This window comes from Morganella sp. HMSC11D09 (assembly GCF_001807955.1).
GTDB lineage: Bacteria > Pseudomonadota > Gammaproteobacteria > Enterobacterales > Enterobacteriaceae > Morganella > Morganella morganii.
Window position 1 is genome coordinate 1 of record NZ_KV791700.1, and the last position, 1,201, is coordinate 1,201.

Sequence of the window (1,201 nt, forward strand, 5' to 3'; positions counted from 1 at the left end):
CAGTGACTTCCAGATTGCCGAAGCCGTTCCCTGCTCCATGTCGTATTCGGCTTTAATGGAATTCTGCGCACGGGCAAAGCTCTCATCTGCCGTGGCCTGCACCGCATCAAGGTGCTCAGCAAGCGCTTTAGTTTCCGTTACCACGTAGTTATCAACGCGGATAATTTCAGCCCTCATCACACCGTTTTCACGCTGCAGGTGCATCCACTGGCCGTAAGCGTTGTTGGCGTTGTTGATGATGGCCTCGAAATTATCGTCAGCCTGCGACTGCAGGTCTTTGATGATTTGAGAGTCGCCCAACCCGGCGGCCACCTCGTCAATAATGGTCGATGCGTCGAACTCGGCCACACCGCGCACAAAGTCAGTCCACGGGGACTGGTTACCGGTTTTATCCACCAGGCGGGCCCGGAAATAAAACGCGGTACCGGCAGCCAGACCGGCCAATTCATGAGAGCGGGACGGGTACGGCACATCGGCCAGCAGCAACAGGTTCTGCCCGTCGTTGGTTTTGCTGTACTGAATTTCAGTTTTCAGGGTATCTTCCGTGAATTTCCCGAATTCCCAGTTCAGTTTGATCCCGAATACCAGTGTGGACGCACGGAAGTTCAGCGGCATCGGCGGATCACCCACCTTGCCGGTCAGCCGGGTTTCCTCTGAATACCCCCAGCCGCTGGAGATTTCTGCCGCGTTAATCGCTCTGACCCGCACCAGATAGCGACCTGAATACACTCCGGGTACCTCAAATGAGGTGGTAGCATTGCGCGGCACATTGATCCAGTTACCGTCGTCCCTGCGCCACTGCGCTTCATAAGCAATGGCGTTCTCTGCCGGTTGCCAGCTGACCTGCATGGTTTCAATGCTGATCCCCTGGTTCACGACAGAATAAGCGCTGATGGTAATGTCTTTCGGCGGGAACTGGTTACCCGGCGGAATAACACTGATCGGCCGTTCATCCAATACCGCACCGGTGTCTATCCTGTCGTACTTGTCCGGGTCATGCATCGCTGCGGATATCGTGAAAGTACCGTCATCATTTTCGGTCACGCTCACCACCCGGTACTGCTGGGCGTACAGCTCATCTGATTCTGTTACCCAGACACATTCCGGTTCCGGCGTTTCACTGTATTCCGTGGTAACGGTGATCACCTTATCCGTGACCATCTGAATAGTACGGGCCTGTGATTTACCGGACGGCAGGTTC

Annotated in this window: 1 protein-coding gene; it reads right to left on the reverse strand. The window is 55.1% G+C overall.

Annotated features, from left to right (window positions below; all coding sequences use genetic code 11):
- Positions 1-1,201, reverse strand: a 1,201-nt coding sequence (locus tag HMPREF3119_RS14110; RefSeq protein WP_371327757.1) for a TipJ family phage tail tip protein, incomplete at both ends; no start/stop codon positions are given.